This is a genomic window from Candidatus Saccharibacteria bacterium oral taxon 488, assembly GCA_013100825.1.
Lineage (GTDB): Bacteria > Patescibacteriota > Saccharimonadia > Saccharimonadales > Saccharimonadaceae > Nanosynbacter.
In genome coordinates this window covers 871,145-893,660 of sequence record CP040001.1, presented here as the reverse complement: position 1 = coordinate 893,660, position 22,516 = coordinate 871,145, and the positions used below count along the sequence as shown (strand labels likewise).

At 44.6% G+C, this 22,516-nt stretch carries 22 protein-coding genes and 1 pseudogene; 14 read left to right on the top strand and 9 right to left on the bottom strand.

The features are described from left to right. Nucleotides 1-220: 220 nt before the first annotated feature. From FBF26_04815 to FBF26_04800, 4 genes are read left to right on the top strand one after another with little or no spacing between them, the layout of a single operon-like run. A complete protein-coding gene (locus tag FBF26_04815) occupies nt 221-358 on the top strand; it encodes a 50S ribosomal protein L34 (GenBank protein QJU10547.1) in 138 nt (45 codons plus the stop codon). A 52-nt stretch (nt 359-410) separates the two neighbouring features. Next, on the top strand, nt 411-758 hold the full coding sequence (rnpA, locus tag FBF26_04810) for a ribonuclease P protein component (GenBank protein QJU10546.1): 348 nt from the start codon (nt 411-413) through the stop codon (nt 756-758). Between the two features lie 24 nt (nt 759-782). Beyond that, nucleotides 783-1,733 carry a YidC/Oxa1 family membrane protein insertase gene (locus tag FBF26_04805; GenBank protein ID QJU10545.1) on the top strand — a complete coding sequence of 317 codons (951 nt, stop codon included), beginning with the start codon at nt 783-785 and terminating at the stop codon, nt 1,731-1,733. 9 nt (nt 1,734-1,742) lie between these two features. Beyond that, nucleotides 1,743-2,204: a KH domain-containing protein gene (locus FBF26_04800; GenBank protein ID QJU10544.1), complete on the top strand. Its 462-nt coding sequence runs from the start codon at nt 1,743-1,745 to the stop codon at nt 2,202-2,204. Here the strand turns inward: FBF26_04800 and FBF26_04795 are convergent. Together FBF26_04795 and FBF26_04790 are read right to left on the bottom strand one after the other, a co-directional pair. Next, entirely contained in the window at nt 2,201-2,569 is a 369-nt protein-coding gene (locus tag FBF26_04795) for a GtrA family protein (GenBank protein QJU10576.1), read from the bottom strand. The two genes, FBF26_04800 and FBF26_04795, sit on opposite strands and share 4 nt — an antisense overlap. Before the next feature lie 59 nt (nt 2,570-2,628). After that, nucleotides 2,629-3,642 (bottom strand): glycosyltransferase family 2 protein, encoded by a 1,014-nt coding sequence (locus FBF26_04790; GenBank protein QJU10543.1) that lies wholly within the window; start codon nt 3,640-3,642, stop codon nt 2,629-2,631. A 38-nt stretch (nt 3,643-3,680) separates the two neighbouring features. Here FBF26_04790 and FBF26_04785 point away from each other — a divergent pair, with 38 nt between their 5' ends. Genes FBF26_04785 through FBF26_04775 form a run of 3 tightly spaced genes read left to right on the top strand, consistent with a single transcriptional unit; the run spans nt 3,681 to nt 7,472 of the window. Next, entirely contained in the window at nt 3,681-4,490 is an 810-nt protein-coding gene (locus tag FBF26_04785) for an ABC transporter permease (GenBank protein ID QJU10542.1), read from the top strand. Nucleotides 4,491-4,492: 2 nt separating this feature from the next. Then, complete coding sequence (locus FBF26_04780) at nt 4,493-5,653, top strand: ABC transporter ATP-binding protein (GenBank protein ID QJU10541.1); 1,161 nt, start codon at nt 4,493-4,495, stop codon at nt 5,651-5,653. 10 nt (nt 5,654-5,663) lie between these two features. Further along, nucleotides 5,664-7,472: a glycosyltransferase family 2 protein gene (locus tag FBF26_04775; GenBank protein QJU10540.1), complete on the top strand. Its 1,809-nt coding sequence runs from the start codon at nt 5,664-5,666 to the stop codon at nt 7,470-7,472. Nucleotides 7,473-7,543: 71 nt separating this feature from the next. Here FBF26_04775 and FBF26_04770 read toward each other — a convergent pair whose 3' ends face one another. The 3 genes from FBF26_04770 to FBF26_04760 form a co-directional block, all read right to left on the bottom strand. Then, a complete protein-coding gene (locus tag FBF26_04770; protein QJU10539.1) occupies nt 7,544-9,241 on the bottom strand; it encodes a VCBS repeat-containing protein in 1,698 nt (565 codons plus the stop codon). After that, nucleotides 9,238-9,825, bottom strand: a complete 588-nt coding sequence (locus tag FBF26_04765; GenBank protein ID QJU10538.1) for a hypothetical protein — start codon at nt 9,823-9,825, stop codon at nt 9,238-9,240. Before FBF26_04765 ends, FBF26_04770 begins: the two co-directional genes overlap by 4 nt. Nucleotides 9,826-9,886: 61 nt before the next feature. Continuing rightward, the gene (locus tag FBF26_04760) at nt 9,887-11,893 is read right to left on the bottom strand and encodes a hypothetical protein (protein QJU10537.1); all 2,007 of its coding nucleotides are present in this window, start codon (nt 11,891-11,893) and stop codon (nt 9,887-9,889) included. Nucleotides 11,894-12,027: 134 nt separating this feature from the next. Between FBF26_04760 and FBF26_04755 the strand changes: the two genes are divergently transcribed. The 5 genes from FBF26_04755 to FBF26_04735 are packed head-to-tail and all read left to right on the top strand — an operon-like array spanning nt 12,028 to nt 16,738. Then, nucleotides 12,028-13,125, top strand: coding sequence for a DegT/DnrJ/EryC1/StrS family aminotransferase (locus tag FBF26_04755; GenBank protein QJU10536.1), 1,098 nt, complete (start codon nt 12,028-12,030; stop codon nt 13,123-13,125). Continuing rightward, a complete protein-coding gene (locus FBF26_04750) occupies nt 13,115-14,107 on the top strand; it encodes a Gfo/Idh/MocA family oxidoreductase (protein ID QJU10535.1) in 993 nt (330 codons plus the stop codon). Before FBF26_04755 ends, FBF26_04750 begins: the two co-directional genes overlap by 11 nt. Before the next feature lie 21 nt (nt 14,108-14,128). Then, entirely contained in the window at nt 14,129-15,211 is a 1,083-nt protein-coding gene (locus tag FBF26_04745; GenBank protein QJU10534.1) for a carboxylate--amine ligase, read from the top strand. Continuing rightward, nucleotides 15,211-16,095 carry an NAD(P)-dependent oxidoreductase gene (locus FBF26_04740; protein QJU10533.1) on the top strand — a complete coding sequence of 295 codons (885 nt, stop codon included), beginning with the start codon at nt 15,211-15,213 and terminating at the stop codon, nt 16,093-16,095. Before FBF26_04745 ends, FBF26_04740 begins: the two co-directional genes overlap by 1 nt. Next, on the top strand, nt 16,088-16,738 hold the full coding sequence (locus FBF26_04735; protein ID QJU10532.1) for an HAD family hydrolase: 651 nt from the start codon (nt 16,088-16,090) through the stop codon (nt 16,736-16,738). The genes FBF26_04740 and FBF26_04735 overlap by 8 nt, the downstream gene beginning before the upstream one ends. Nucleotide 16,739: 1 nt before the next feature. On the opposite strand, the gene FBF26_04730 is transcribed toward FBF26_04735, so the two are convergent. After that, entirely contained in the window at nt 16,740-17,720 is a 981-nt protein-coding gene (locus FBF26_04730; protein ID QJU10531.1) for a glycosyltransferase family 2 protein, read from the bottom strand. Nucleotides 17,721-17,740: 20 nt separating this feature from the next. Here FBF26_04730 and FBF26_04725 point away from each other — a divergent pair, with 20 nt between their 5' ends. Then, nucleotides 17,741-18,202: a GtrA family protein gene (locus tag FBF26_04725; protein ID QJU10530.1), complete on the top strand. Its 462-nt coding sequence runs from the start codon at nt 17,741-17,743 to the stop codon at nt 18,200-18,202. An 81-nt stretch (nt 18,203-18,283) separates the two neighbouring features. Here FBF26_04725 and rfbA read toward each other — a convergent pair whose 3' ends face one another. Then, complete coding sequence (gene rfbA / locus FBF26_04720; GenBank protein QJU10529.1) at nt 18,284-19,132, bottom strand: glucose-1-phosphate thymidylyltransferase RfbA; 849 nt, start codon at nt 19,130-19,132, stop codon at nt 18,284-18,286. A gap of 167 nt (nt 19,133-19,299) precedes the next feature. Here rfbA and FBF26_04715 point away from each other — a divergent pair, with 167 nt between their 5' ends. Beyond that, nucleotides 19,300-20,538, top strand: coding sequence for a YdcF family protein (locus FBF26_04715; protein QJU10528.1), 1,239 nt, complete (start codon nt 19,300-19,302; stop codon nt 20,536-20,538). Here FBF26_04715 and FBF26_04710 read toward each other — a convergent pair. Together FBF26_04710 and FBF26_04705 are read right to left on the bottom strand one after the other, a co-directional pair. Continuing rightward, a pseudogene (locus FBF26_04710) lies at nt 20,535-21,972 on the bottom strand (NAD-dependent epimerase/dehydratase family protein). The gene FBF26_04715 and the pseudogene FBF26_04710 overlap by 4 nt on opposite strands. Next, nucleotides 21,969-22,514, bottom strand: a complete 546-nt coding sequence (locus FBF26_04705; GenBank protein QJU10527.1) for an NUDIX domain-containing protein — start codon at nt 22,512-22,514, stop codon at nt 21,969-21,971. Before FBF26_04705 ends, FBF26_04710 begins: the two are co-directional and overlap by 4 nt. Nucleotides 22,515-22,516: the final 2 nt, after the last annotated feature.

The window sequence follows — 22,516 nt, the reverse complement described above, 5'->3', positions numbered from 1 at the left end:
AATACCTTCCCCCTCGGAACTACGTTGATAACCCTACTATAGCAAAAAATCAGACTTTTCCACAAGCACAGGCGCCATCATAAAATTCAGGGACTCTCGAGGTGATTTTTCCACAGCAATGAACCACCTCTGATAAATATGTGGAAAAAACAGCAGAAACGGTGGAAAGTTTATCCATGGCTTGCAAAAAATGTCAAAAAAGGCTACACTAAATGACGATATGCCAAAGCGAACATTTCAACCACACAAGCGACATCGCGCCAAGACGCACGGTTTTCGAGCTCGTGTTTCGACCAAGGCTGGCCGCGCTGTTCTGAAGCGTCGTCGCCTCAAGGGTCGCGCTAAAATCGCTATCTAGAACGCAAACTCCCGCCTCGCCTAACAGGGCGGGATTTTGCTATACTGGACCTATGTTACGTTACGTCAACCGATTTCATGGCCATGGTAGCCTGCGCTATGTCTATGCACGCGGGCGGGCAATTCGTTCATCGCAGCTCACCATGAAATATATTGCCAATCCGCGCCGTCGCCATGGTCGGTTTTCGGTAGTGATTAGTAAAAAGGTGCTTAAATCCGCCGTCAAACGCAACCGCGTACGTCGCCGAATTTACGAAATTATCCGACTCGAGTTGCCACATATTCGGGGCGGGTTTGATGTTGTTATTATGGTGTTTTCGCCGGAGGTGCTGGTGATGCCACATAGCGACCTAAGGACGGCAGTAAAACAACTCTTTTCACAGGCGGGGCTGTATAAATAGCGCCACCTCTGGTATAATGAGGACATGAACATGTTTGATGTGGTTATTGTGCAACCAATTTTTAACTTGCTGATGGCAATTTATGCGCTAATTCCAGGCGGTGACTTTGGGGTTAGCGTTGTACTGTTTACAATAATTGTGCGTTTTCTGTTGTGGCCGCTGGTTAAGAAGCAGCTCCATCAAGCCAAAGCGATGCGTAAGATACAGCCCGAACTTGCCAAGCTGAACAAAAAATATAAGAATAATCCACAGATGCGGGCGATGGCGATGATGGATGTGTATAAAAAGCATAACATCAAGCCGATGAGCTCTATCCTAGTACTCCTTATCCAGCTGCCAGTACTGATCGCGATTTACCGTGTGGTGCAGATATTCGTACTGCAGCGCTCAGAGCTCGCCAAGTACACATACGATGTAATGGAGCAGTGGGGGCCGGTCAAGCACTTGATCGCCAATCCAGATCACTTTAACCAGAATTTCTTGGGGCTGATGGACCTGACGAAGCAGGCGTTATCATCAAGTGGTGTATCAATTGGGTTGCTCATCCTTGCCTTGGTAGCCGCTGTTTTGCAATATTTATTATCAAAGCAGATGTCGCCAAGTTCGGACAACAAGAAGCGGTTGCGTGATGTGCTGATGGAGGCGGGCGAGGGTAAGAACGCTGACCAAACTGAGGTTAACGCCATTGTCACGCGCAAAATGATGAAGGTTATGCCGGTGTTTATGTTCCTTATTATGATCAGTTTGCCAGGGGCGCTGGCGCTCTACATGGCAACCTCAAACATCGCTGCTTATATCCAAAACGCCATTATTCTCAAGCAAGACGGAACGGAAATGCAACAAATTGCCGGCGAAAAGCGTTCGCCAAAATCTACGAGCAAGTCTGCCGCATCAGCAAAAAAATCAAAAGCCGCTTCGCAACGAGCGGCCACAGCGACTGAGGCGAACATCACGCGGATAAAAGCGAAAGACTAAGGAGGATGTATGGATCAAATCGCGACCATTGAATTTGTCAAGAAATATCTGGAGGACTTTCTGGCGTTCTTTGATCTCAATCTGGATGTCGAGGTTAGCGTTGAAGACGATGTTATCAAGGCTGTTGTGCCGTCGAGTGAGCGTAATAGCTTGCTGATCGGGCGAAATGCTGAGACACTGCGGAGTCTACAAACGGTGGTGTCAGCAATTTTGCGTAACCGTCAGGCGGCGCTGGTGCGAGTGAATGTTGATATCGCTGATTATAAGAAGCAGCATGCCGAAAAGATTGCTGACAAGGCGCGCGGCTGGATCGAAGAGGTGCGGCGGACGGGTGAGACGAAGATTATTGAACTAAATTCGGCTGATCGTTGGGTAGTGCACCATGTGGCGAGTGACTATAGCGATATTGAGACCCACTCTGAGGGCGAAGGCCGTGCGCGGCACTTAGTAATCTCGCAGAAGAGTTCTTAATCTTTGAAGACAACATTGGTGTAGAGCAGGTAGTTCCAGATGAGGCTGGCGACCGTGGCGATGAGCTTACTGGCGAATAGTGCTGTCGGCTGACTGAAATTAAAGCTAATGAAAATTGGCGCGAGTAGCGCAATAATGATCGTCTGAATTACCCAGAGACCAAACAGGGTGACGAGGGCAAAGAGGAGTAGCTGACGGCGAACATTGCCGGTGCGTGAGCGAAAGGTGAATGATCGATTGGCGACAAAGCTGAAACTAAAGGCGATGGTTGTCGAGATAATGTTGGCTAATTCTTTCGGCGTGCTGATAAACCAGGTCAACATAAACAACACACCAAAATCAATGGCGGTGTTGATGGTGCCGATGAGGAGGTAGCGGAACTTGGTGGCGTGTTTGGTTAACATGGTCGCATACTGCCATGATATTATCTCATTCTGAAAAACCGCTTAAATTTTAATAGCCCGGTTTGATTAGGTAACGGTCCATCATGAATAATGCCATGGATGTAGTCGACGGAAACCTTGCGGCTTCTCTGAATTGATACGCGTTTGTAGTAAGCGGCAGGCTTGTGAATGATTGAAACCAGCACACCTTTAAGCGCGGGCCAGCCGTTACCGTGGCGGACAGCGCTAGCGAAAATTAGCCAATATGCCAGGAAAAAGCGCAGACCAATATACCAAAATAACTTTCCTGGAACGTTTTTAATAAAGACCAACGGTAGGTTTTTGAAGGTGTTGTAAACGGCGAGACCTGGTACTTTCTTGCTGCTAGCGCCAACCTTGTGGTAGGCAACGGCTTCAGGTGTAAAGCGGACTTTCCAGCCAGCCAGCTGGGCGCGAAAACTAAGATCGACATCTTCGTAATACATGAAGAAGTCCTCGTCAAACATGTCAATGTCGTTAAAAATTGCTGCGCGGTAAATTGCCCCGCCGCCAGTTGCGCCAAAAACCTCGCCAGGTTTGTCCGGTGCATTTTTGATAGGTTCATCACGACCACGTGGACCAGGCAGGCCCCAGGTGGTATAAAAATCACCTGAAGAGTCAATAGTTTTTCCGTCTCGTCTGGCTAACAACCCAGTCACGATACCGCAACCATCATGACCAGACAGCTCGCTTAACAGGGATTTACACCAATTAGTATCAGCAACTGCATCAGGGTTAAGAACACCCACAAACTCAAACTTTTGGGTAAGTGCGTACCTCAGGCCAGTATTAATACCGCCGGCAAACCCTAGATTTCGTGGGTTTTTAATTAAAGTGATATCTTCTTTTTGATGAGATGCGATATAGCTTTCAAATATATCAACAGAATTATCACTCGAATTGTTGTCCACTATGATAATAGCAGGCTTTAGCGTCTGGCTCGTTAGTGACTTAATACACTCTATGGCATCATCTGAACCATTCCAATTAAGAACGATAATCGCAAGTCTATTCATAATACTCCTCTCGTATTGTATAATAAGTGATACAGATTATGAAATGGTTGGAAATTTTTAGTAGAAAAAACAGAATTCTCCTAAGGGAATTGGTTGTTACAGATTTTAAGTTGCGCTACCAGGGTTCTATGCTCGGATATGTGTGGAGTATCCTCAAGCCGCTTTTTCTTTTTTCCATATTATACATAGTGTTTGATAAGTTCCTCGGTGTTGGAAGAAATATCCAACATTTTCCGGTATATCTATTATTGGGTATAATCTTGTGGAATTTTTTTGTAGAAGCAACTAATCAAGGCCTGAATTCTATAGTAAGCCGGGGTGATCTGCTTAGAAAAATTAATTTTCCAAAGTACATCGTTGTTATCTCTGGGACAGTCTCCTCTCTGATAAATCTGTTTTTTAATATGATTGTTGTGCTATTATTCATTTTTGTTAGTGGTGTACAGCTGTCTTGGATGTCACTGCTTATTCTACCGCTTATCATTGAGCTATACATATTTGCGTTAGGTATCGCTTTTTTCTTGTCAGCTCTCAACGTTAAATCACGAGATACGGGTTATTTGTGGGAGGTGATTACTCAGGCTGCATTTTATGCAACGCCTGTTATCTATCCACTTCAAATGGTTTTACAAAAGAGTAGTGTTGCGGTTGATCTGCTTTTTCTTAATCCGGTTACGCAGATTATTCAGGACAGTAGATATATCCTCATTACTAAAGATACGATGGTGATGTGGGATCGGCTAAACATATGGATGTTATCAATACCGTTTCTCGTGATAGTGATAGTCGGTGTGTTTGCGATATGGTATTTTAAGAAGCGTTCAAGAACATTTGCGGAGGAGATTTAACGATGGACGATATTGCGGTGGCCGTTAACACGCTGACAAAAACATTCAAAATACCAACAGAAGCCAGTAACGGTATCAAGCAAAAAACAATCAATTATCTTAAAGGCAAAAAAGGGTATCGAGAGTTTACTCCCCTAAAAGATATTTCATTTGAGATTAAAAAAGGCGAGTTCTTTGGTATAGTTGGTAAAAATGGGTCAGGAAAGAGTACACTACTAAAATCAATCGCTCAAATTTATACGCCAACAGGGGGTTCGGTGCAGGTAAACGGATCTCTCGTTCCGTTTATTGAGCTTGGGGTTGGTTTTAACCCCGAGTTGACCGGTCGAGAAAATATATTTCTAAACGGTGCCCTATTAGGATTTAGCCATAAAGAGATGGAATTGATGTACGATGATATTGTCGAATTTTCCGAGTTGGCAGATTTTATGGAAGAAAAACTAAAAAACTATTCATCAGGAATGCAGGTTAGATTGGCGTTTTCAGTGGCGATTAAAGCCCGTGGTGACATCCTGATGCTCGATGAGGTGCTGGCTGTTGGTGACGCGGCATTTCAGCAGAAATGCTTTGATTATTTTGAAAAGGTTAAGCGAAGTGGTCAAACAGTAGTTTTTGTCACGCATGACATGAATGCTGTGCGGCGATTTTGTTCAAGAGCTATGTATATAGAGAGTGGTCGCATTAAGCATATCGGGTCTCCTCAAGAGATCGCTGACCTATATACCGAGATAAATATCGAGACCATCACCAAGGCGGAGGAGGAATCTCAAGACGATTCAGTGGAGATGATTGTTGATTTACCGGATAAAAAGTCTTTTACCCAAAAAGAAACACTTGATATTGGCGTTATTGTTGACGGTATCTCTGAGGACTTGTTTGTCAATATTTCTTTTGTATATGGTGGATTTGTGTTTGCTGATCGTAATTGCAGAGATACGCCGCAGCACTTTATCAAAAATGGAAGGGAGATTAATTTTAAGCAGCAGCTAGACTGTTTTAATCCTGGAAGATATGATATTCACATATCACTACATCGTCGGATTGACGACGGTATTGTCAAACATTTGCCACGCGCTTTCTCGTTTGTTATAAAAGGAAAGGACAAATTTCGTGATGGGCCGATGAAGTTGTTGGGAGAATGGAAATTATATGAAGGGAGATGAGTAAAGCAACATGAAAAATATGATTATCAATAGCGCAAAATTTGCTGTCCGCGCAACATTACATCCGTCATACGGTCGAAAACAAATTCGTCTGTATCGCGATCGTAAAATTGTAAATAAAAAGAGATACGATGAATACATTGAGTGGTTTGGCAAGCACACACTGACGGCCGAGCAACTTAGTGAACAAAAAGAGCAGTCTAAAAAGTTTCGTTACCGTCCGCTGATTAGCATTTTGCTACCAACATACAATACAAATCCAGAGTACCTTCGTATTTGTATTGATTCAGTGCTGGCCCAGAGTTATGATAATTGGGAATTATGTATTTCTGATGATAATTCTACGAACGAGCAGACGAAGCATGTTGTTAGGGAATATGTAAAAAAATATGACAACATTACAGCAACTTTCCGTAAAAAAAATGGTCATATAGCCGAGTCATCAAACACCGCCCTCGCTATGGCAAAAGGAGAATACATATCGCTTCTTGATCACGATGATATATTAGCGCCCAATGCACTGTTTGAGGCTGTTAATGTGATCAATAAGTATCCTGAGGTGGAGCTTATATACACTGATGAAGATAAAATTGATCAGGAGAACAATCATATAGAGCCGTTCTTTAAGCCGGACTGGAGCCCCGACTTTATGAATTCATGCAATATGGTCACTCATTTTGCAACAATGAAAACCAGCACCATGAAAAAGGTTGGCGGCTTTACGCCGGGTACACAAGGAGCGCAAGACTGGGATTTATTCTTGAAGATTGCCGCTCAAACAGATAACATTTATCATATTCCGAAGATCCTATATCATTGGCGCAAGTCGGAAACCTCAACCGCTATGAATGCCGGTAGCAAGCCGTATGCCTATGTAAATCAAAAGCGGGTAATTCGTGATAGTGTCAAGCAGAGAAAAGAAAATGCATCCATTGACGCTCATATTGCATTGGGTTTTTGGCGCAAGAAGTACGTCATACCGAATAATCCGCTCGTGTCAATTATTATTCCGACTAAGGATAACTTTACCTATATCAAGAACTGCGTCGAATCAATTATTGAAGACACAACGTATCCGTATTTTGAAATCGTCATTGTTGATACGGGGTCGACAGATAAGCAGGTTAAAGATTTTTACAAAAAGCTAACCAGTGGTCTTGAAAGCGTAACCATCGTTAATTATAAAAAGAAATTTAATTTTTCAGATGCTTGCAACCAGGGGGCAAAAGCTTCTCGTGGAGAATATCTTTTATTCTTAAATAATGACACCAAAGTTATTACGCACGACTGGATACAGGCACTGTTGGAACATGCTCAAAGGTCGGAAATTGGTATGGTTGGGCCAAAGCTATTGTTCGAAGATAAGACCATTCAGCATGCCGGGATTGTCCTGTCGGAACGAGATATAGCGTTTCATCCATTTTATGGCGAGGATCAGCGGGTTGATATATTTACCTATATTTACACGGCTAATATTCGCAATGTATCGGCCGTAACCGCTGCGTGTAGTATGGTGAGTCGGAAGAAGTTTGATGAGGTTGGCGGCTTTGACCCAAAGCTGCGGGTTACCTATAATGATGTTGATCTAAACCTTAAGCTGCGTAAAAAGGGTTACTACAATCTGTACACTCCTTATGCTGAACTATTTCATTATGAATCAAAGAGTGTTGGGCGCATCAATACGAGCGAAAGAGACAGCACCGAGCTACAAGAAGCGCAAAACGAGATGCGTAAAAGGTGGGGCGATTATTTAAAGCGTGACCCGTTCTATAACGATAATTTTGAGCAATTTGGACCGGGCTATCGCTTACCCAAATAAAACACATACCGCAATAGCCATCATCCCCGCCTTACTGGCGGGGATATTTGAAATACCTACACCCGAGAGACTTAGTATGTACCCGATGAGGTCGATATGTGGCTGTCCCACGATTGCTGATTATCGCCCCACCCATGAACCTCAATTTTATTATGAGGGGTGTCTCGGTATTTAATGTAATAGATCGTGTCTCTACCTCTACCAAACAGATCAGCTGCCACTATATCATTTGTAGCTACCACATAGCCGGCTTGCGGGTAATTGCTGGCGGTATGACGTACCCAGTTCTTTAATGATGAATCCCAAACATGAAACTCAACTCGTCCGCTCGAAGTGTTGCTGTATTTAACGTAGATAAACTCGTCCTTCTTGTCGCCATCAAGATCGGCAGCGATGACTCGACCTGTATTCATGCTGGCGGCGGGATGACTTGTCGCGGTATGTCGGAACCAACTTGTACCGTTATTACTCCAGCCGTGCACCTCAATCATTCCGGTGTTGGTCTGCTCGTAGTTAATTAAATAGTATTCATCCACCCCGTCGCCGTTAGTGTCAGCGGTAATAACCTCTGATAATCGTGGGTCTATCGGTCCGGCGGTTGTTGCGGTATGTGCTAGCCAGCGCAACCCGTCTTGAGTCCAGGTATGAAACTCAACTCGTCCACTTGCCGTACCATTATAGTCGACTTTCGTTAATACTGTATTCCTGTGATTTACTTTTTGCGAGATAACTTTACTGTATTGTTGATTGAATGTGTATGAATTTGTGGCGACATGTTGTGACCATGTTTGTAGGTGAGCATCTGCCCACGTGTGCATCTCCGCGCATTTACTGCCAGTGTTATTTGGTACGGTGATCGTTAATGTATCTCGGTTACCATTTATTCTGGTTGGTGCAATTCGAGCACCGGTTGCAACGCCGGGTAGATTTTGACCGTCTCGACAGGCGAAGGAGCTGCTTGAACGAGTACCGCCAAACCAATCAGTAAAATAATTGTAGAAATTACGATTTCCGTAGGCACTACAACCGTTCCCCGTGCCATAGCCGGCAGCTAAAGCTGCGGCGTTTGGTTGATATGGTGTATAGCTATAGAGTGCGGCAGTTGTCCAGTTTTGAATATTTACATGCGATCCACCGCAGGCTGCATTTGGACTCCAGCGGACAAAATTAACGCCGGTCGTATATGGGGAATACCAATTCGGATTACGAGTAATGATGTAATGGAAGTGTTTTGCGGCCCACTCTAGTTGGTTTTCTAAGCCAAAATATTTACTATCACAGGCGGCCGTGTCTGGACAGCCGTAGCCGGTTGCACTTCTAAATTGACCGCGCGTTGGCCAAACATCAGTCACTAACGCCTGCTCCTTTTGTAGAAGAACTATAAGAAGTTGAGGGTTGACGTGATATTTTTGGGCGGCATCAAAAATTAATTGAGCAGCACTTCTTCTATCTCCCGATCGGTAATCACGTAGACAGGTATACGGTGGACCATGCCAGCCGCGCAAAGAAGCATACTGAGCACGGCTAATGTCGGGCCTTCCGAACTCTCTTGCCGGTTGAGATCCGTTAGTGTCGCATTGGGGAACTTTGCTGTTGAGAAAAGCTTGAATTTGCTGCGCATTCATAGATCCATAATTGGTGGCAACTGTATCATCCATGATGTTGCCTGGATCAAAATCATTCAAGGTAGCCGACACTGGTAATGAAGTAAACAATACTCCCAGGCAGATTGATATCGACAGTCCTACGCTGAGTAGAAACTTTTTCATATAGTTACCTCCCCCTCGGCGCTACCAGTAACGGTAGCATCCTCATAGTGAATTGTTATTGTCCATTTTCCCGGGGTCAGTTGAGAAAGGGGTACATTAAAGCCCTTACAGCTGGAGGTGCTCGGTCCTGCCTGTGACCCGGCGCTACTTGAATATGTTCGTCCACTGCTGTGACGCATCGACAGGGTGCAGGTGCTGTTTGAAGAAATGGTTTGGATAAGACCGCGTACGTAAAGGGTAGCAGTAGACTTATCGACTGTTGCGGCGGTTATGCTCACTCCAACCGTCGACTTACCACCGTTTGGCGACGGAGTTGGCGCCGGGGAGGGGTCGCTACCTCGCGGTGTTTTGGGTTGCGGCGAAGATTTTTTATCTCCTGCTCCCTCGGTTGTGTTTTCTAATGACTTTTCTTTTATATTGTTGCCAGCTGTTTTTTGTTCCTCTGTTGCTTCAGTAAATTGATTTTTCGTAAAAGGCCAAAATTTAAACCCATAGGCCATTAAAGCGTACCCGGTTAATAGCAAAAACAACACAACCAATACCAAGACTATTTTTTTATGGTTTCGTTTTTTCTGTATTCTCATAATTAGTAGATTATTCCCTTTATGGTTAATCATAGCAAGTACTAATGATATAGTAAAGACTTTACGGGGTTCTTTTATAAAACATGATAGTACCACCACCCACCGTGGTTTGATCAATTAATTTGTAGCAGGGAAGTTGGAGGGGAGTCGTTGCGAGAACGTGAGTAATAGTTCTACCGAGATGGTTGTTGCAACTCAAGCGCGCAATGAACACATCTGGCTGCGTTAGCTTTAAGTCGTCCGTGATTGTGTCAGACAGCAGTACGTGAGCATATCTATTGTAAATAGTTTTGTCCTTGGATACTTTCGACCAAAAATCTTTATCAGGATACGTGTGAACCCCGGTAATTGATTTGCGATTGGCCATTTGTGGAAAATTCTCCAAAACAACCGTGCCAGATAGTCCCCATGCGTCATCAGGTGATGACAGCGAAGCTATTTTGTTGGTAATTATATTACTATTATAGCCACTGCCGAGGCCTTTGTAGAGGGGTTGGATGGTTATGGTTGACATAATGCAGAGAGCTGATAGCAGCAGTAAGCCAAGCTTTTCTTTGCCAATAAAAACAAGAGCTAGGCCACCAGAAAAGCTGATCGCGGCTATACCTAATATACGTAAGTCTCCGGCAAAATTACGATTAAATTTTATAATAAATACTATCGTTAGAATATACACAATAATCATGAGACCTGAATAGAGATATACCCATGGACGGTATTTTGACACAAGCTGTTTACTGTTGGCGATAACATAAAGTAACGAAAGAGTACCCACAAAGCCCAAGCCAAGCTGAAGCCTCGTTATTGGCACAAGATGCAGCATAAAGGGCTTTGCTATTGTGGAAAACCCCGGCAAGAATAGATGTGCAGCGAAGACTAGACAGGTAGTAACGATTGCTACACCCACCCAATCTACCATTCTTTTTTTGCGCCATTGATAAAGAAGTATAAGTAATATAGGAATAATAAAGGCAAAAGGTATGATGATAGACGCTGATAGTTCGCTCTGATTGATGCTACCCTTACTTGGATCAATCGAGCCAATGGACGAATTATCCTGTAGACGATACTGACTATAGCCTGCTAATCCAATGAGGTCGGCCTGTGACGGTGTGCCTGAGTGTACAAAGCGTGCTCCGGGATAGTCTGTGCCAGAGATGGCTCGCACCGCATCCAGCCTAGTGATTAAAAATACGCCGATGATACCAATGGCCACTAAGGTAGAGCCAGCCAGAACAACTGTGTTGATATACAGTCTCTTGCGTGTCTTTTTGGTAAGTTTCTTCCAGGTGTTTATGTAATAACCAAGAAAAACTAGACCTACCGTAATTACGACGGGAATCTGAAAAGCAGGGTATAGCAATAGAGCAAATCCTACTAGTGAATAAATGAGCGAACCAGACAGTATGAGCTGCGATATGATATTGCCACGCTTATAGTTAGCGAGAAATGAAAGAGGCCTATGTTCTATCAAGCGCATGGCTGTAAGCAGTATGACAATTCCCCAGACGATGCTCATGATGGTGATTGTTTGATACCACCAGAATATAAAAGGAGTAAATGAACCGACGATAGACAGCAGGCTCGCGAGCGAGTATTTGCCGGGAAGGAATTTTAAGGCTAGAAAATATATGCTCAGCAATAATGATGCGAGCAAAAACCACCATTTAAAGGCAAGGGCAAACTCAAATGGTATAATGAAAAAAGCGAGATTCTGAGGGCGGAATATAGTCGACCACTCTTTATAGGGCGCGTCGGAGACGAGGCTCATATTTTTTCCAGAATCACCGAAGTTCTTGTTGATGAGCGGATAACCGGCTGCTTTTTGTGCAATTGTAAACTGCGTAACAACCAGCCACTCATCGCTACGAATATGTCGGGTCTCACCAGCTATGAGATTTGACGACGGTTTCCCTTGAAGAAATAGATCGTAGTACGGGCCAAACGAAGACCCGGAAATTTTTAAGCCAGTTGCAAAAAGCAAACAAATGATAATCGCCGATGGAAACAGCCATTTTTTACACGAGTCGTTTTTAAGCCTTGTGAGTATAGATCGTAGTGATTGCATGGTATTAGTATACAATAAAAACAGGAAGCATAATGCTACTTCATGAAGCACATCTCTCAGAAACAAAAAATAAAAAACGAGTAGTATGCTATACTATTAAATATAGAATAGGAGTAAGAGAGGAGATTATATACATGATAAGTATAGCAGCGCCAGTTATCGAAGAGGAAGAGCGTCGGGCGGTAAATGAAGTTATAGAATCAGGCATGTTGGCTCAGGGGCCAAAGGTTGCCGAGCTAGAAAAGAACTGGGCGGAGTATTGCGGGGTAAAACATGCGTTAGCAGTAAACAGTGGTACGGCAGCTATTCACTGTGCCTTGTATGCTACTGGTGTGAGAGAAGGCGATGAGGTCATTACTACGCCGTATAGCTTTATTGCTACTATTAACCCGATAGTAATGTTGGGTGCTCGACCAGTCCTTGTAGATATTGATGAAGAAACGTTCAATATCGATGTTTCTAAGATAGAAGCTGCTATTACTGAAAAAACAAAAGCCATCGTGCCAGTTGACTTGTATGGTCAGCCATGTAATTGGGCCAAGCTACAGGAAATTGCCAAAAAGTACGACTTAAAAATTGTTGAGGATGCGTGCCAGGCCATTGGTGCAGAATATCAAGGAGTAAAAGCTGGCGCGTTGGGTGATTTCGGTTGTTTCTCTCTGTATGCCACCAAGAATATTATGTGTGGCGAAGGTGGTATCGTAACGACAAATAGTGATGAGGCTGCAGCAGCGATTCGTTCGTTTAGGCAACACGGTATGGTTGCGCCATACGAATACGCAGATTTGGGATATAACTATCGTATGTCAGATTTGCACGGTGCTATTGCTATTGAACAGTTGAAGAAGGTAGAATACTTCACAAAGAAACGTCAAGAAAATGCTCACAAATTAAATGATGCCTTAGCAGGCGTTGCGGGCATTAAAACGCCGACCGTTAGCGACAATCGAAACCATGTATATCATCAATACACCATTTTACTAGACAAAAACATACAACGAGATCAATTTATTGCCACCTTGAGGGACAAGGGTGTTGGGGCTGGTATTTACTATCCAAAGCCTTTGCACGTATATCCACATATCGCAAAGCTTGGCTATAAGGTCGGTGATTTCCCAGTGGCTGAAGACTTGGCGGCACGAGTTGTGTCTCTGCCGGTTCATCCAAAGGTTACAGATGAAGATATTGAGGTAATCGTTGCGGCGATCAAGGAGTCTATCAATGGCCAATAAACAAGAGGGGAAATTGAGGGTCGCCGTCATTGGTACTGGTAACATGGGCAGAAACCACGTTCGTAACTATTTCATGCTTCCAGAGTCAGAGCTAGTAGCAATTGCCGACGTAAATCCTGAGGCAAAATCTCTCGCTGAGGATTATAAGGCGAAATTCTTTACTGACTACAAAGAGATGCTTGAAGAGGCGCGACCTGATGCGGTTTCTGTGGTGGTGCCAACACCATTTCATCTTGAGGTGGCTACGGAAGTTATGTCGCGAGGTATTCACTGTATGCTTGAGAAGCCGATTGCCTCGTCGGTGGAAGAGGCTGACAAGTTGATTGCTTGTGCTAAGAAGAATAACGTTACCTTTACGGTTGGTCACATTGAGCGATTTAATCCAGTCATCAAGAAGTTGAAACAGATGGTTGACGACGATGCCATTGGCGAGATCACCTCGGTGGTATGTAAACGCGTTGGTGGATTTCCAGCGGTGGAGCCAAAAACTGATGTCATCATTGACTTAGCAGTACACGATGTTGATATAGCGAACTACCTTTTGGGCCAAAAACCAAAATCTATTTCTAGTCACGGCTCACGCACTCGCCACAGTAGAAAGATTGATTCGGCGGAGATACTAATGGATTACGGTCGGGCTTCTGGGTTTATTCAGGCCAATTGGCTCACACCAGTGAAGATTCGCAAAATTGCTTTGACCGGATCGCTCGGTTATCTGGAGGCAAATTATATTACTCAGGAACTTGTCTACTACAAACACAATATGAAAAAGATCGAAAAAGAAGGTTTCACAGAGTTTGTGTTGCAGGTTGGCGATCCAGAAAAGCGAATTATTAAGGTTGATTTTGAAGAGCCGCTCGCCGCTGAGCTAAAAGCTTTTCTGGCGAAGGCAATGGGCCGTACCGCCGCGATAGTTGATCCAAGTGATGCTCGTGAGGCGCTAAGGGTGTCGCTAGAGGCTATTGCACCATTTGAAAAATAGTAAGGAAAGGAGTTAAGTATTATGAAACGAATTTTAGTCACAGGAGCTGGCGGCTCGCCATCAGCAAACTTTATTCGTTCGCTAAGGGCGGCTGATGAAGAATATTATATTGTTGGCACAGATGCAGATAAGTATTATTTGCAGCGTGCTGAAGTTGATGCCAGGTACCTGGCGCCACTTGCGAGCGACCCAAAATATACTGATTTCTTGAACTACGTTATCGAAAAAGAAAAGATTGAATTTGTCCACGCACAGAATGATGTCGAGGTCGGTTTCTTGAGTGAAAATCGAGAAAAGATCAATGCCAAGACATTTTTCCCGGCTAAGGAAACGGTGAAAATTTTGCAAGATAAGTTTGAGTCATTTAAGCTCTGGGAAAAGGCTGGCATTAAGGTGCCAAAGACTAAGCTGATAGAAGGCCGAGATACTGACTTGGCTGCGCTCCTCGAGGAGATGGGCGGCTCGATGTGGATTCGGGCTATATCGGGCGCTGGTGGGCGTGGGTCGCTTCCGGTTCACGATGTTAAGAGCGCTAAAAACTGGCTTGATTTTCAAGAAAAAAATGGCTCATGGGATGGTAACTTTACTGTGTCTGAGTTACTTGAGCCAGAAACGGTTACGTGGATGTCTCTCTGGAAAGATGGCGAATTGGTCGTGGCGCAGGGCCGTAAGCGGCTATATTGGGAATTGGCAAAGATTTCACCGTCTGGCGTGACCGGCGCCACTGGTACGGGCGTTACGTATTCAAGTGACGAACTGGATGATATTGCACGTCGAGCAGTGTTGGCAGTTGATGATAAACCAGATGGTTTGTTTGGCGTTGATATGGCGTATGACAAAAATGGTATACCAAACCCAACAGAGATTAACATCGGTCGCTTCTTTACAACACACGAATTCTTTACTCAAGCGGGCCTAAATATGCCAGAAATGTTTGTGAAGCTTGGGTATGGCGAAGATGTACCAAAGCTAGACAAGAACACTAACCCGCTACCTGATGATCTAGTATGGATACGCGGTATGGACTTTAAGCCGGTTTTGTCAGATATGAAAACAGTTGAAGAGGGTGTTGCCGAGCGCGACCGTATTCTTCAGGAGTTGTAATGAAACTTCTTGTTACGGGAGCCTCGGGCTTCGTTGGTAGACGTTTCTTAGAAATGGCGCCGGCTGATTGGGGGATTGTTTGTTTGGGCCGGTCTCAACCAGCCAAGCTCACTGAGCGCTGGATCCAGTGTGATTTAGCAGATCAAAAAAGTGTAGAGTCAGCGGTCAAGCAGGTGAGCGATGAGGCATTTGATGCCATTGTCCATTTGGCGGCATTTGTACCAAAAACAGCTGCTGATGACACACTTGAGAATGCAAGACTGGGCAATATAGATGCAACAATTAATCTATTAACTTATTTTGGTGAGAAATCTGAGAAGATTATTATCGGTAGCACAGCAGAGGTATATGATCAATCAAAAATCCACGGCCCAATCACAGAGGATAATGTCGTCGCCGGCGGCTCGTACTACGGCTCTACTAAAATGGCTAGCGAGCTCATCGCTCAGTCGTACGCAAAAAAAATGAATAAAGAGTTAACCATTTTGCGGTTTTCGGTGATGTATGGTGGGTATGATCCTATCGCCCGAGCGATACCAAACTTTATTCGAGCAGCGAAAGCTGGTGATGATTTGACGATTCGTGGCGCAAATGTACTGCGTGATTATGTACATACTGATGATGTTGCCCGCAGCATTATCTGTGCGGTGAATGCGAACGGTGCTGGAGTTGTTAATATTGGTACGGGTCGGGGTATTTCTATTCGGGAGACGGCTCAGGCGATTGTTGATAGTACGCAGTCAACAAGCCGCATCACTGTTTTATCTGAAGACGGTGGTACTGATATAGTCATTGATATATCTCGAGCGGAGAAGTTGCTCGATTATCATCCCGAAGTATTTTTCCCAGATAAACTTAAAGAGATGGAGGAATTGTATGAATAATAAAAATACCTTTGTTGACTTTGACGGTACGTTGGTTGATATTGCCCCGCGACACTATCGGGTTTATGAAAAATGTGTTAAGGCGCTGGGCGGGACTCCGCTTAACAAAGAAGAATATTGGAAAATGAAGCGCGCTAACGTGTCTTGGGACAAGCTACTACCACTGAGCGGCCTGAGCATTAATGAAAAAGATGCATATCTCAAGCTGTTTATTGACCGGATCGAGTCGCAAGAAGAATTGGGTGCGGATGAACTCTTTAAGGATAGTTTGCGCATGCTAGAGCAGTTACGGGCAAACGGTAACAAGTTGTATCTATTAAGCTTGAGAAGAAATGCAGCTGCCCTTGATTGGCAGATTGAACATTTGGGAATTCGGCATTTGTTTGAAAAGATTTTGTCGGGTCATAGTGACACAAAAGAGGGAACGCTGCTGAAAAAGGCGGATATCGTCAGACAAACAGTGGACAAGCCAAGTGAAGTCGTTATCATTGGCGACACCGAAGCAGACATCGCGGCGGCTCAGCAGCTCGGTGCAACCAGCATCGCCCTTATGAGCGGTATTCGTAACGAGGAATTTTTATCAGCCATGCATCCAAACCATCTCGTTGATGGTATCGGCGATGTAAACAATATCAAGCTGTAGTTTATTTCTTAAAATTGTTGTTCTCATTAGAGACATCAATGGTGAGCGCCGTTAAAACTAGCTGTACGCTTAAGATGAATGGTAGTACAGCTAGCATAACGCTGCCAGCGGTCGGTGATTGATGAGCGAATAATTTAACATACAACAAGAAACCTGCAATCAGCAATGAGATGATCAAAAAGAACATGCCAGTAAACAAAAACAGTGCTACTGGATGGAAACCGTACAGAACGTACTTGTAGTAAATTCGTCGCCAAAAACCCTTCCATACAGCCTTGAGGTTACGCCAAGCGGTTGGGATTAGTTTAATAGTTGATTTCTCATCACCGTAATGAGCTGGTACGGCGTGGTCAATAACTTTAGCATTGACTATGGATAAGGCGGTCAGCATGCTGGTTTCATAGTCGTAGCGCTTTTCAACTATGGAGAAATCGACCTTTTCAATTATGTCGCGGCGTAGCCAACCGCAGCCATTAGTGATGTCTGTGATGGAATAATATCCAGTTGAGAATTTTGTCAGCAATGATATGAAAATATTGCCGAATTGGCGGTATTTTGGCATAGTCTTAAAGGCTTCTCGGTGGAAGAAGCGGCTAGCTTTCACGTAATCTGCCGATTGATCGATAAAATCGTCTAGCATCGCTTGCAAATATGAGGAATCGAATTGGTCATCTCCTGCCACGATGCCTATAGCGGTCGCTTTGGTCTGCTCGATAGCGTAATTATATCCTGAGATGAGAGCGCCGCCGACACCTTGATTTGTTTTGTTGTCAACGACAATCAGTCGATCATTTTGCTTTTTTAATTTATTTAGAACGCCAATGGTGTCATCAGTGCTGGCATCATTAACGGCTATAACATGATCAATGTACTTTGGTAATTTCTTGATCGTTTGAGTGATCATTTTTTCTTCGTTATAACAAGGTATAACAACTGCGGTCTCTAATTTTCTATACATACCTTTCATTATACTATAAAACATGTATCGTTGTTGAGTGTGCTATGATTAATAAAGGCAGTATGAAAAATATTAGTTTCCAGATATTTTTGTTTGGTGTTGTTGGCGGTGTAACGTTACTGATTGATACGTTGGTGACGTACATTCTTTATCACGGCGCTCACTTGCCGGTGTTTTTAGCAAGTGGTATTGGTTTTTTGTCTGGATTTTTCTTTAATTTCCCCATGAATCGTAAACAGGTTTTTCGCCACAACGAACATGACCGTTTCTCGCTAAAAACACAAATTATCCTCTATGTGCTGCTGAGCGTATTTAACCTGTTCGCTACTTCGGCGGCAGTTGATGCGCTCGTTAACTTCCATATATTAGAGATTCAGTGGGCAAAGGTTGTCATAACGGCAATTTTTGCGGTTTGGAACTTTCTAGTGTTTCGATTAGTTATTTTTACCAAGAGAAAAATATCGAAGAAAAGTAGCGGCACTGTTCCAGACTTGTTTATAGACTAAGCAGCCGTAAATAGTATGGCTGCTTAGTATACGATAAATCAATTTTACAGTAGTGAGTTACCAAAAATAGGGTAGAACATCCTAGACCAAGTATGTTCCATACCCTGATTTTTTGAGCGGTTTGGCAAGTTTCTCGAGCTGCTCGCGAGTAATCCAACCATTTTGAAAGGCAGTTTTTTCTGGACTACCAACGATTTGCCCAGTACGGGTTTGAACGACACGAACGAAGTCCTCGGCGTCGGTTAGGCTGCTGATAGTTCCTGTATCAAGCCAGACATCACCGTTATCAAGTGCTTGCACTTTTAATTTGCCACGGCGTAGGTATTCAGCGTTGACTGAAGTAATCTCTAGCTCGCCACGATCGCTCGGCTGAACGCCTTTGGCAATTTCAATCACATCGTTGTCATAGAAATAAAGTCCAACCACCGCAAAGTTTGACTTTGGCTGGGCGGGTTTTTCTTCAATTGACACTGCTTGATTGTCTTTGTCAAACTCGACGACGCCATAGCGTTCCGGATCAGACACCTCATACGCAAAGACGACACCGCCCTCCGGATCGGTACATGCCCGTAACGAATCATCAAGTGCCGCGCCGTAAAAAATATTGTCACCAAGTACCAAGGCCACCTTATCGTCACCGACAAACTCCTCACCAATGATGAACGCCTGGGCGAGACCGTCTGGGCTTGGTTGCACGGCGTATTGTAAGTTGATACCCCACTGTGAACCATCACCCAGTAGTCGTTGAAAGCCGCTTTGCTCTTCGGGTGTGGTAATAATCAAAATATCACGAATCCCAGCTTGCATCAGTGTTGTGAGGGGGTAGTAGACCATCGGTTTGTCGTAGATCGGCATCAGCTGCTTACTGATTGCCTTGGTAATTGGCCACAATCGTGTACCTGATCCACCCGCTAAGATAATTCCTTTCATAAACCTCCTTCGTGTTACATACCCACTATAACATATATTTCACCAAGTGATACAAGGAATCATCCTTGACTTTTTCCTCTAAATCTGCTAAAGTCTAAATCGTAAAACACGTATTGTATGAGATAGTCTTCAGCGAGAAGCTTCTATCTCTGAAAGGAAACTACTACATGCCGGAAAGAGACACATTTCATCACGGTAACACTGTTCTGTCTGAGGGACAGGCCACCGGCTCTCCGGAACAGACCTCGGTACCTAATACAGCAGTACAAGAGTCTGATCGGCAATATGAGGATTATGCCTTTCATCATCAGCTAATGTGCGAAGTTACCGAGGCGTTGGGCGGCAAACGCGACATTACTTACGTACCATTTGTGCCAGACAGTTTTGGTTATAATAATATTACCAGTGTTGACAGGAATAATGCGGCGGTGAAAGAGGCGCTCAAAACAGCGGGCGCAGTCATTTGTGTTGGTCGTGAAATTGTAGTTGATCCAAATCATGACCCAGCGTTTCCAGAGCGAAACACTACGGACACGGCATCCGCTCGGTCGAATGTTGCCACCTCAAGCGAGTTGTTTCATGAGGCATGTAAGCTAGGCAATGAAGATGTAAAAGTCATTCCTACCGCTTGGATGCACAACCGCTATATTGATATGATGTTTGCATTGCCAGTTCTGGCTGAGGCCGCTGGCGTGAATGTCGAGGACGTTACTCATATATCAGAGGAGCAGATGCTTCGGCTGTTGGCAGACAAGGATCTTGGTATTTTTAATGAAGTTGCCAAACAGATGCAGGTAAAATCCAAACTAGCGCACCAAGCGTTTCATAATATTATGGCCAAGCGTGGGGTCGATGCCGATAATAACTACGAGGTAGCAAAAGCATTTCTTAAAGAGTACAAAAGTTATCCACGAACTGGTGAGTCGGTACTTATGAAAGAGTCAGCCCTAGAACATGGCGTACCAGCGGATCGCGTGATAGAGGAACCCGATTCGGTTGATACGAATACTAACCTCCTCAATGTTGCGACTGCTATTGAGAATGGTGTTTATGGCTTTGAGTTTAGTGAGGAAACTCCGCTCGTGATCGTTGCTGGTCAAGATCACTTGCCGCGCACAATGTGGATTGCTGACAAGATATTTCCTCCGAATGTTCCACTCGTATTTGTTGAAAGTGATGCGGCGCTGCCGGATAAGGAAACTCTCCACGATTCGTGTAATCGTGAGCTTGCATCATTTAGAAAAGGCAGGGAGTGGCTTCGTAATGTCCAAGGTTCAGACTATCAAGATCACCTCGAAAAACTTGAACACGTTATTGGTGGTGGCTATTTTGGTAACGAAGATATACCAAGAAAAAATCTGGCTAAATTAGCAAAAGAGATTCAAGAGGAGGCAGCAGCCCGCTAGGCGTGGGCTGACTGCTGCTCGTTGTTGATATACTGACGAAGGTCTTCGGTCCAGTCGTGGCTAATGAAACCGGTTGCGTGTAGTTTGTCGAGACTCATATCGCTACCGAGCGGTCGAGGAGCAATGCCTTCTTTGCCAGCAAAGTACTCAGCGGTTGTCGTGTCAGTAACGGTGAGGTCGTCACGTCCAGCTAGGTTAAAGATACGGCGGGTGATGTCTGCCCAAGAAGCAAGCGGGCCATCGTTTGTGGCGTTGTATGTGCCGAAGGGTGCCCGTGTAGTTAACAGATGATCAATAATCCGAACGAGTTCGCTCGTGAATGTCAGGCGGCCAATTTGATCGCTAACCACCGTCGGCGAGATGTTCTTCTCGGCGAGTCCCAACATGGTACGAACGAAGTTTTTACCTTCGCCGATAACCCAGGTGGTGCGGAGGAGATAGAATTTTTCTAGCTGTTCAACAACGAGATCACCAGCAGCCTTACTCTCGCCGTAGACATTGAGTGGGCTAAACGGCTCATTTTCAGCGTGGGGTTCTTTCGTGCCGTCAAAGACGTAATCGCTGGAAATATGCACGAGAGTCATGTCGTGCTGGCGGCAGACTCGGGCAAGGTTTGCGACTGCTGATGCGTTTACTTTCCAGGCGGCAACGCGTCCTTCTGAAGCCTCGGCACCATCAACATTGGTGAAAGCGGCAGCATTCATAATGATCGAAATACCTGACCAGTCAAACGATTCAACTGAATTGCGGTCTGCAATATCAAGTTCGCCTACATCAGCAGATCGGCTGCCTGGGTATCGTTGTCGTAGTGCAGTACCAAGCTGACCATTGGCGCCGACGATAAAAATATGACTGTTATCCATGTTAAACCTCCATTGGGATTACGTTTGCAAGTAGCGGATGAGCAGCATCCTTTTCAGAAATAATTGCCTGGTCCTTGTTGATCGGCCAATCAATACCAAGCTCCGGGTCGAACAGATTCACAAAGGTATATTTAGCATCTGGTGACCAGTGAGCGTCAACAAGATAAGTATAAGCAACGTTGTCGTCTAATGTCTGAAAGCCATTCGCGACGCCATTCGGTACGAAGATAGCCGTGCCTGGGTTGATTTCGTGGGTAAAGACCTGACCAAAGCTGTCGCCTTGACGTAGATCACACCAAGCACCAAAGACGCGTCCATTGGCGGTGGAGATAAATTTGTTCCACGGCTCGGCGTGGAGGCCGCGGGTAGCACCGGCTTTATCGTTAAAGCTGATGTTGTTTTGCACAATGTCAAATGACGGCAGTCCCAGTGCTTCCATTTTTTCCTTTTGGTAGTTTTCTTTGAACCAGCCGCGATTATCACCGTGGACAGGCATTGTGATTACAAATAATCCTGGGATTGGTGACTCAGTGACGGTGAGTTCGTTATAATTTGATGGGTCAAAGTTCATACTTCCTCCTCCAAGAACTTTTTAAAACCTTTTCTAATATCATCATTGAACACGATCTCGGGGTTAATTCCGTCAAGCGGTAACGTGACTATTTCAGCAACGTCATCGCCTGGTTTCGGTTGTGCATCGGTATGCAGGATTGCCCAGAATAGACTGGTGAGGACTGGTAGGTCTTCACCCTGGAAATGATAGGTCGCAGGTACTGAGCAGAAGTAGGTGAGCGGGCTATACCATTCTTTCGTTAGCCCTGTTTCTTCGGTGATTTCACGATGTGTAGCATCCTCAATGCTTTCACCCGCTTCTAGGAAACCACCGATACAATCAACCATACCCTTACCGGGATTAATAGCTCGCCGGGACAATACGACATGTTGTCTGTCAGATGTCAAAAAGAATACCCCAGCAGTTGGCAGGGGATTGTTAAAAATACTATGCTGATTATCGCAGACCCAAAACCCGCCAGATGTTTGATTCAGTGCTGTGCCGCATCGTCGGCAAAAGTTCATTTCGCGCTGAGAATATATATCTTTTGTAGCAACCATTC

Excerpts from the sequence above, each read along its gene's own strand:
- FBF26_04815 (QJU10547.1), top strand. The coding sequence starts at position 221 with ATGCCAAAGCGAACATTTCAACCACACAAGCGACATCGCGCCAAGACG.
- rnpA (QJU10546.1), top strand. The coding sequence starts at position 411 with ATGTTACGTTACGTCAACCGATTTCATGGCCATGGTAGCCTGCGCTAT.
- FBF26_04805 (QJU10545.1), top strand. The coding sequence starts at position 783 with ATGAACATGTTTGATGTGGTTATTGTGCAACCAATTTTTAACTTGCTG.
- FBF26_04800 (QJU10544.1), top strand. The coding sequence starts at position 1,743 with ATGGATCAAATCGCGACCATTGAATTTGTCAAGAAATATCTGGAGGAC.
- FBF26_04790 (QJU10543.1), bottom strand. The coding sequence starts at position 3,642 with ATGAATAGACTTGCGATTATCGTTCTTAATTGGAATGGTTCAGATGAT.
- FBF26_04785 (QJU10542.1), top strand. The coding sequence starts at position 3,681 with ATGAAATGGTTGGAAATTTTTAGTAGAAAAAACAGAATTCTCCTAAGG.
- FBF26_04780 (QJU10541.1), top strand. The coding sequence starts at position 4,493 with ATGGACGATATTGCGGTGGCCGTTAACACGCTGACAAAAACATTCAAA.
- FBF26_04775 (QJU10540.1), top strand. The coding sequence starts at position 5,664 with ATGAAAAATATGATTATCAATAGCGCAAAATTTGCTGTCCGCGCAACA.
- FBF26_04770 (QJU10539.1), bottom strand. The coding sequence starts at position 9,241 with ATGAAAAAGTTTCTACTCAGCGTAGGACTGTCGATATCAATCTGCCTG.
- FBF26_04765 (QJU10538.1), bottom strand. The coding sequence starts at position 9,825 with ATGAGAATACAGAAAAAACGAAACCATAAAAAAATAGTCTTGGTATTG.
- FBF26_04760 (QJU10537.1), bottom strand. The coding sequence starts at position 11,893 with ATGCAATCACTACGATCTATACTCACAAGGCTTAAAAACGACTCGTGT.
- FBF26_04755 (QJU10536.1), top strand. The coding sequence starts at position 12,028 with ATGATAAGTATAGCAGCGCCAGTTATCGAAGAGGAAGAGCGTCGGGCG.
- FBF26_04750 (QJU10535.1), top strand. The coding sequence starts at position 13,115 with ATGGCCAATAAACAAGAGGGGAAATTGAGGGTCGCCGTCATTGGTACT.
- FBF26_04745 (QJU10534.1), top strand. The coding sequence starts at position 14,129 with ATGAAACGAATTTTAGTCACAGGAGCTGGCGGCTCGCCATCAGCAAAC.
- FBF26_04740 (QJU10533.1), top strand. The coding sequence starts at position 15,211 with ATGAAACTTCTTGTTACGGGAGCCTCGGGCTTCGTTGGTAGACGTTTC.
- FBF26_04735 (QJU10532.1), top strand. The coding sequence starts at position 16,088 with ATGAATAATAAAAATACCTTTGTTGACTTTGACGGTACGTTGGTTGAT.
- FBF26_04730 (QJU10531.1), bottom strand. The coding sequence starts at position 17,720 with ATGTTTTATAGTATAATGAAAGGTATGTATAGAAAATTAGAGACCGCA.
- FBF26_04725 (QJU10530.1), top strand. The coding sequence starts at position 17,741 with ATGATTAATAAAGGCAGTATGAAAAATATTAGTTTCCAGATATTTTTG.
- rfbA (QJU10529.1), bottom strand. The coding sequence starts at position 19,132 with ATGAAAGGAATTATCTTAGCGGGTGGATCAGGTACACGATTGTGGCCA.
- FBF26_04715 (QJU10528.1), top strand. The coding sequence starts at position 19,300 with ATGCCGGAAAGAGACACATTTCATCACGGTAACACTGTTCTGTCTGAG.
- FBF26_04705 (QJU10527.1), bottom strand. The coding sequence starts at position 22,514 with ATGGTTGCTACAAAAGATATATATTCTCAGCGCGAAATGAACTTTTGC.